Origin of the sequence: Candidatus Anaplasma sp. TIGMIC, from assembly GCF_028204095.1 — a bacterium.
In the GTDB taxonomy this organism is placed as follows: domain Bacteria; phylum Pseudomonadota; class Alphaproteobacteria; order Rickettsiales; family Anaplasmataceae; genus Anaplasma.
Genome location: NZ_JAQLOH010000002.1, coordinates 53,338 through 60,983, shown reverse-complemented (window position 1 = coordinate 60,983; position 7,646 = coordinate 53,338). Strand labels below are relative to the sequence as shown.

The following is a 7,646-nucleotide window of genomic DNA, read 5'->3' as shown; positions in this document are numbered from 1 at the left end:
TCTTATATTTCCAAACAGCATTTAACAATACAAATAACCTGTACTGTTCGTACTTTGCATTAACATAATACTGTAATGCGTACCACATTGTTGGTAATCTGTCACAAAATAACGCTAATGTTGACATATGAGCACATTGTTTTTTGCCGTCACTGCTCCAACCGCGAGTATGGTATTAGACGAGAGCTCTAGTACTTCTACTCCTGCACATATAACCTAAGATACTACCTATTGATATCTCCCCAAAGTTTGTTATTTTAAAAAGATGAGAAACGCAAAATAGTTGATAATGGGCAAATAGCGTCTACGGATACTTACTTTGACCCCTCGCTGCGGAGCATGACTAGTCTCCTAACAGTGTGCAGAATTCACTCTGATGTGTTTTCGCCGCGCCAACGATGCATACCTGGTGCGCACTCTTTGACATTGGGTATATTCTTGTTTTCCTGCTGCGTACAATAGAACTTCACCGAGCACTAAGTATGTACCACACCATAGGGGGTTTCCGAATAACAGACTTTTCTCGTTGAAGCCTAATGCAAACTATCATACAATTAGCCCTCGTACCTTTGCTTCCTTTCCTCGATGCATGAGATTTTGCGTAGTTTACAGCTTAATCCTCTAGTCGCTGGAAAACGGCCTGAAGATACCACGGTGGTCGTTGCAATGTCCGGTGGCGTGGACAGTTCCGTCGTATCGGTGTTGTTACACAAACTGGGGTACAAAGTAATAGGAGCCACTATGCAGCTGTATAGTAATCCTTCAGGTACCTCAAATGGAAAATCATGCTGTGGTAGCACGGACATTTTTGATGCAAAAAGAGTTGCTGCCTTATTTGGGTTTCCGCATTATGTTCTAAATTACGAAGAAGTGTTTCGCAAAGAAGTAATCGGTGACTTTATAAACTCATATAAGTCGGGTGAGACCCCTATACCGTGCATAAAATGCAACCAAACGGTAAAATTTCGAGATATGCTAAAGATGGCGCGTGTTGTCGGCGGAGATGTTGTTGCTACTGGACATTATGTTAGAAGGCTTGAAGTTAACGGGGAAACACAAATATGGTCTGGCCTGGACAAGAAAAAAGATCAGAGCTACTTTTTATTTTCAATAACTCTTGACCAGCTAGAATTCGTAAGATTTCCACTCGGAGCATTAGTTAAAAGCGACGTTAGAAAGTTGGCCCAGTACTTCAATTTAGAGGTCGCTGATAAGCCGGATAGCCAAGACATATGCTTTGTCTCCAAGAACTACAAAGAAACTTTATCAATATTGGACCCCTCCACTACAAAAAAGGGAAATATAGTACACATGGATGGCACAATCCTTGGCGAACATGACGGCATAGCTAATTTCACCGTAGGACAGCGCAAAGGACTGGGCATAGCCTATTCTTACCCGCTGTATGTAGTAGCAATTAATCACAAAAATAACAGCGTAATCGTCGGGCCATCGTCGGCACTGATGAAAACCAAGCTGTTCCTTAAAGACTTGAACTGGCTATCTAAAGATAAGATACCAGAACAAGGGTTGCCTGTAAGCGCAAGATTGCGTTCCTCGTACTCCGTTGTAGAGGCTACAATTTCACACGACGGTACTAGCGGTAAAAGCACTGTTGTACTAAATGAGGGATGCGTAGTCTCCCCTGGCCAGGCTTGTGTAGTATATGACAACGAGCGCATGCTCGGCGGTGGTTGGATATTAAACCCTCCGCAATACACTCAAATCACAACATCGTAAACACTGCTAAGGATAAACACAGCTGCCATTTGTAACAAGTTGGATGCCGGTCCACGGCGTCTTTTGTATGCTTAGGAACATACGCACCTTGCAGTGCCCTACAAAACTTCTCTCAACACAAATTGCCCCCCGCTAGATCACGAGATACATAACCACTAGTATTACTTGGTCAGCAGCCAAGCAGTGCAGCCATGTACACACTACCTCACAGACGGGTAAACTCTTTGTCCCTTGCTAAGAATAATTCCTACCAAAAGAAACAGCGGAACTTGCTGCATTACAGGAACAACAATCGGAGAGACTTGCCAACTCATCACGCTACCTATCACCCACTGCACACCGTATATCAGTAACATGCAGCGCGCAAAGACAGGAAAGCTCGAAAGCCGTTGTTTATCCAAAACAGCATTAGACAAAACGCACACTATTGAAGAAGACCCCACCGGAGAAAAGTACAGAAAGTCCCTGAGTAGACCAACACAAAATATGGAAAAGTACCCTGGAGTATTACGTCGATTATTCATAAAAACCATGTACAGTATGTCAAACCTAGGAGTAAAGCCACGAGTAATACCACTCATGAAAAACTCGCAGCATACCAGTGTAGTCATAATTACAAAAGTAACAAAATCTTCCACTGTAGGTGCAGCATATCTCCTACCACCACGAACATGAGCCCCCAGTTGCACTTCTTCCATATAACCCTTCTAAACTACCACACCTTGGAAACAGCTATCCCTACTCTACACGCAGCCTTTACAGCCATAGAAAGTGCTCTGTACCCAAGCGCATGCTCTGCACCCTGCTCAACTGCAACTTCCATATGCTCGCGCTCTTCCTCACGGAATTGCATTATAGCCTTTCTCAACTCATGCTCCCGACCACTGCGCTCTAATATACCACTCTGCTCATCGTAATGTTCACAAATGACCTCCTCAACCGCCTCGGTACAAGCCATTGCTGCTTCTTTTCCCATGATAGCGGTAACACATCCTAATGCAACAGCAGCCACATGCCATACCGGCATAAAGACTGTAGGACGTATTCTTCTCTCGCATATCACCTTATCAAAATAATTAAAGTGCACTAACTCTTGCTGCCGCATTTCTTCAATCTTCTCTGCCTCGTGAGAATCTCGTAGAACCATCTTTTGACCATGGTATATGCACACGGCAGCGTATTCGCCAGCATGATTCACCCTGATCATACTCTCCACACACTCACGCCTCATGACACACCCCATTTCCTATTACGGCCAATCTCGGAACACTGTCATTTTTATACCTTTCCCCAGCTTTGGCAACTGTTCAATAAGTACACTTGCAAGCATATGAGTATTCTCCACCTCTGTAACATACGACACTACACGCCGCATTTCAGTAGAAGAAAATTTTAAATACTAAAATTTGCGACACAATGTCTTTCTGCGTCACTGTTCATGAACACAACATGGAAAAGAGTAAAAACATTTTGCTCTCTTCAAGCTACTACAGCACACAATAAACATGTAGACCGCGACACATTAAGACATGACAGACTTATCATGCAACAAATAGTTTGCCTCGTCTTATTCCGACTAGTCGGAGTAAATAGTTTGTTTGTTAATATTTTAATTTTAAATTACATTAATTTGTTTTAGTATGATGGCTAAGAATCTTAGGTTTTTGAAGATATCCGAAATGAATGCTGGTTATTCAAGGCAAATTCGTGTAAACGAAAAAATTTTTCCGATGTTTCTTTCTAAGGTAGACGCTGTACTCTACATTACGTGTAGGTACCCAGCTCACTCTTTAAATCTTAGGAGTATGGTCTGGATCTTGGTAGACACACTTAGTTGTAATCGTATTCCTGCAAAAAGAATTTTCTATTCATTCTCCTCAGAGGGTTAGCTCCGTCTACAGTGATATCTTCATCTGATAGGACTGCATTATGGCGCACAGATGAGGGCTTTTAGTGAAACCTAATATTCTACAGAAGTTGGCTGCGTGCAATTCGCCTCGCCACAGCTAAGCCTTCTGTTATGAACGGTATTAATGAGGTTACTATGCCAGAACAACACCCTAACGAAGGCAACTCAGTATTAATAAGAAACAGACTGAGATCTTTGACTGTTATATCAGAAATGCTACGGAAATCCACTGTAACAAATGACATGCGACGGACCGAAGAGGATCGCGTACGTGATGGAAGGGCAACGATTGCGGACCTCTACTGTTCAGCAATATACATAAACGGGTTACCTATCGAGACATCGGGCGTATCCACACAATTCGGGGCGATGTCGTCACGCAATAAGAACCAATACTTCCCCATCAAGGATATATGTGGTCTAGTGGGAATCGCAGTCAGTGATTATCAGCAAAATCTGGATCCATACTATGCCCGAAGGGATGCTTTTTGCCAAATTAAGCTGCTTATGGAGATAGCACGGCACAGGAACCTTGGTGTTGTGGCGCATCCATTGTTGATAGAGGAACTAGTCACTACACTGAATACTTATTCTATGGTATCTTTCCCATTTTCTACTGTGCTGGCTAGTGGTGAACCCAGAAGTCCGTCATATGATGCGGGAGAAGACAAGGCTGTACCTCCTAAACAGGGCATTTACATAAGGTGCATCGATGAGAGAAAGATTTCTGTGTACTCCCATTTATACCCTCTTAACTGGGTAGATGGCAAGGTGGCAGCACACCTAAGGTACGATATTACAGTAGCTGACGACGAAAAAAGTATAAGATATGAAAACGTTCGCACCCTGTTGGCATTTCCCGGTGGCAAATCTGAAGACATAGACGCATGTGTCCATGATGAGCTTGGTGAATTTGGATTTCCTCCTGTTGGCAGTACTCTATCGTCTCGCCGTAGGTTTGCAGATGCTTTTGAAGAGGCACCGGGCACGTACCCTGTAGATACGTTCTTTCTGTCAATTAACACTCCTGATGAGTCTATCAGTGCCAGAAGTATGTACAGTGCGCCGCTGCAGCATACTACTCCTGCAGACGCTAGTATATCAAGTGATGTAGGTGATATAGAAGACGTAGAAGACTATATAGGAAGGTCATCTGGAATAAAGCGCTTCTTTAAGCGTATGTCCAACGGTATGGTTAGCATGTTCAAGTTTATCTCATCTCCTTTTCAAAAGGCCTTTTCTGTTATTGCATCTGGGGTAACAAGGATGTTCGAGGCATTGAAAAAGATGTTTTTCACTTCTGACCGCTATAGCTCCGACTCGGAAAAAATGGTTCCGGATACCGCACAAAGATCTCCTACCGATAGCAGTATTTCACAAGCTGGCTCTTCTAGTATTCACCTAAACGCTCAAGCACCTGAAGTTATAAGTAGTGATACACGTACTACTGCCGATGTTGCAAATAGCGCCACACCGGGAAGTATAACCGACGGCGTGGATATCACGGCATCAACAGCGAATTCTCAACGTAAGTAACAGCTACGTTGACATCAGAACCCGGGAGGCAACATACGTCCCGGGAATCTGATACCATGTATATCCATGAGCACTGCAAATCTTAATTACGTATGACTGCAACCACCCTCTCATGTCTCGGTATGCAAATCTATAAAAGCTCACCAGGCTCATAACGCACTTTATACTTCTAATGTGAGCGTCATCCAGAACACCCCGTAACATCGCGACCTTGATTGTTCCGCATCGTGCGTCCAAGGCAAGTTGTACAGAGCAGCGGATAAGTGTGGTACATAGTAAAGCTCAAGCCATGCAGTGTAAATCTTATAGTCAAGTGCACATGGTACAGCTTTTACTCGCGACACACCTATTTTTATCCACACAACTAGCACGCTTTAACATAACGTGCGGCACTTACCCTACTGTACAATAATAGACTACCATGTATACACGCTTTGTTTAGCGGATAACTTTTTACGGCTCTGGCACCATGTGGAGCTCATTCTACGCAGCTAGATATATCTCCCATGCTGGAGCTGAGCTCTCCACAGTTCGAAATACTAATTGTCTATTTCAATCCATGGAGCGACATTTGAAGCAGTATGATTGCTCTCTCTCTTGCTACTTTTAAGCACAATGGTGTAGAATTGAGTGTGCGTTGAGTCATGCGCGCGTTTTCCTCAAAACTTCGTCTTAAAAGTAACATTTGTGGTGTTGATGTGTCTAAGAAACAACATTATGGCGGTTCTGTACACCCCCGCATCCCAAAAAGTGTACAAGTATCCAAGAAGATTTTAACCGGGGCAGCTCCTAGTATTCAGGGTATGGCGTCGGTGCTTGCAGATGTTTGGATATGCGCTGCTGTAACCGCAGCACGAGTGGTCTCTAAGATTGGCATATTTGCCCTTGAGAAGATTTCTGCATATGATACCTCCTCACACTATGGGCCAACAGGCCAGGACGTGCAGACCATGCGTGTTCCTCGATTGGGCATTCGAAGGCTTATTGCGCACCACGCAACCTGTGGCGCTTTGGTGCTGTGCACTGTAGCTGTAGCCTTGGTGTTTCCCCTGGTAGCGCTAGCCGCTGCAGCGGTAACTTTGGGATACGTTACTGCTTTCACAACTGCAGCAGTGTGTGCGCAAGCATTCGTTGCGTTGCTTAGAATACCTATGATCGCACGTATAGTTGCCAAGGAAGCGTTTTCAGAAGCAAAAGAGTTCCTCCTTCCGCAGGTGCCTGCATACACCAAGATGCGTCAGGGTACAGGAGAATCGCAAAACAGCGGCTGCAACAGCGTGCAAGAAGACGTGCGTACAACAGAATCCGGGACTACTGTACTTCGGTGTTTAGCGTATTTCTCGGCAGCAGTGTACTCGCTAGCTCTATCAGCACTAGTGTCTGTGACTGCCGCATTGATATCGCTAGCTATGCCAATGCTGGCGGTTTCTTGCGCCTTGGTGCGTGTTGTGCGTACCTTGCGCAATCGTGTACTGTATCCCAATGCTACAATGGGATACGAAGAGACTTTTGGCTCATGCCGTCGTGGTGGCGGGGTTCCGTCGTTTGCAACCTGTGCTGTAAGACTCAAAACTCCAACGGATACCGGTGTTATGACCTATTCCGATACGGGCAATAGCGACACCAATAGCCTTCTCTCGGAGAATAAGCATGGACGCCATTCATCAGAAGACTGGATTGCTTCATGTGACGCACACAAAAACAGCTCTGCTGCATCAAACTACATGTCCTCTGACATAGTTGGTGATGCCTCATCATCTTCTCTGAGCAGTACTGTTACTGACAATAATGAAGTGATGTCTAGTGTTACGCAGCAAGGTCGCGTGGCATAACAAAGCGGCGGCACCCATATTGTGGCAGCTCGAGCAGGAGCAGCGCCTATATAAATACTCTCCCCCGGAAGAGACACACATTGGGGGAGAGTGGCTCCTTGTGTTGCACGTCAACAACCCGGGAAAGATGACGGGCGATACTGCCCCAAGTGGCAGGTATAGCGGTACGGTTCATTCTGCCATAGTTAGTAGTGGAGTTCTCCGATTTCTGCACTGCCCCTTTCCAACCAAATGAACACTTCTTGCTGTTTAATGCTTTTCTATCCTTGTCGCAAATGCTCTTGCCGGAGCGCCTATCACTCACCCGAGTAACCGGGAGAGAATTGCTGTTCGAGTCGGCAAAAAGCTCTATTTTTGTCTAGTGACAGCTATTGGAATCCGCATAATATAAACGTAAATACTGCCGTTTTGTCACACAAGTACACATGAGGCCTGCTTTATTAACAAAGTGGTACACCACATTTTCTGCGCACTCAGTGACCCATTTTCTAACACAAAGTTATCTACGCTATACCAAAAATGCATAGTGCAATATGCAGGTGCCGCGGTAGTGGCCTTCTGGAACGCCTCTCTGTTTACGATATATAATCTTTACACCATAACTGTTTTACTGTTGCCACATTAGCAAC

General features: G+C 44.7%; 5 protein-coding genes. 3 read left to right on the top strand and 2 right to left on the bottom strand.

What is annotated here, in order from left to right; genetic code table 11:
- Positions 1 to 594 precede the first annotated feature (594 nt).
- Positions 595 to 1,740, top strand: a complete 1,146-nt coding sequence (gene mnmA, locus PGW94_RS00545) for a tRNA 2-thiouridine(34) synthase MnmA (RefSeq protein WP_271757391.1) — start codon at positions 595 to 597, stop codon at positions 1,738 to 1,740.
- Between the two features lie 200 nt (positions 1,741 to 1,940).
- On the opposite strand, the gene PGW94_RS00540 is transcribed toward mnmA, so the two are convergent.
- Both PGW94_RS00540 and PGW94_RS00535 read right to left on the bottom strand, forming a co-directional pair.
- Entirely contained in the window at positions 1,941 to 2,438 is a 498-nt protein-coding gene (locus tag PGW94_RS00540; RefSeq protein WP_271757379.1) for a hypothetical protein, read from the bottom strand.
- A gap of 14 nt (positions 2,439 to 2,452) precedes the next feature.
- A complete protein-coding gene (locus PGW94_RS00535) occupies positions 2,453 to 2,971 on the bottom strand; it encodes a demethoxyubiquinone hydroxylase family protein (protein WP_271757375.1) in 519 nt (172 codons plus the stop codon).
- A 789-nt stretch (positions 2,972 to 3,760) separates the two neighbouring features.
- Here PGW94_RS00535 and PGW94_RS00530 point away from each other — a divergent pair.
- Complete coding sequence (locus PGW94_RS00530) at positions 3,761 to 5,185, top strand: hypothetical protein (protein ID WP_271757371.1); 1,425 nt, start codon at positions 3,761 to 3,763, stop codon at positions 5,183 to 5,185.
- Between the two features lie 644 nt (positions 5,186 to 5,829).
- On the top strand, positions 5,830 to 7,017 hold the full coding sequence (locus PGW94_RS00525; protein WP_271757368.1) for a hypothetical protein: 1,188 nt from the start codon (positions 5,830 to 5,832) through the stop codon (positions 7,015 to 7,017).
- Positions 7,018 to 7,646 lie beyond the last annotated feature (629 nt).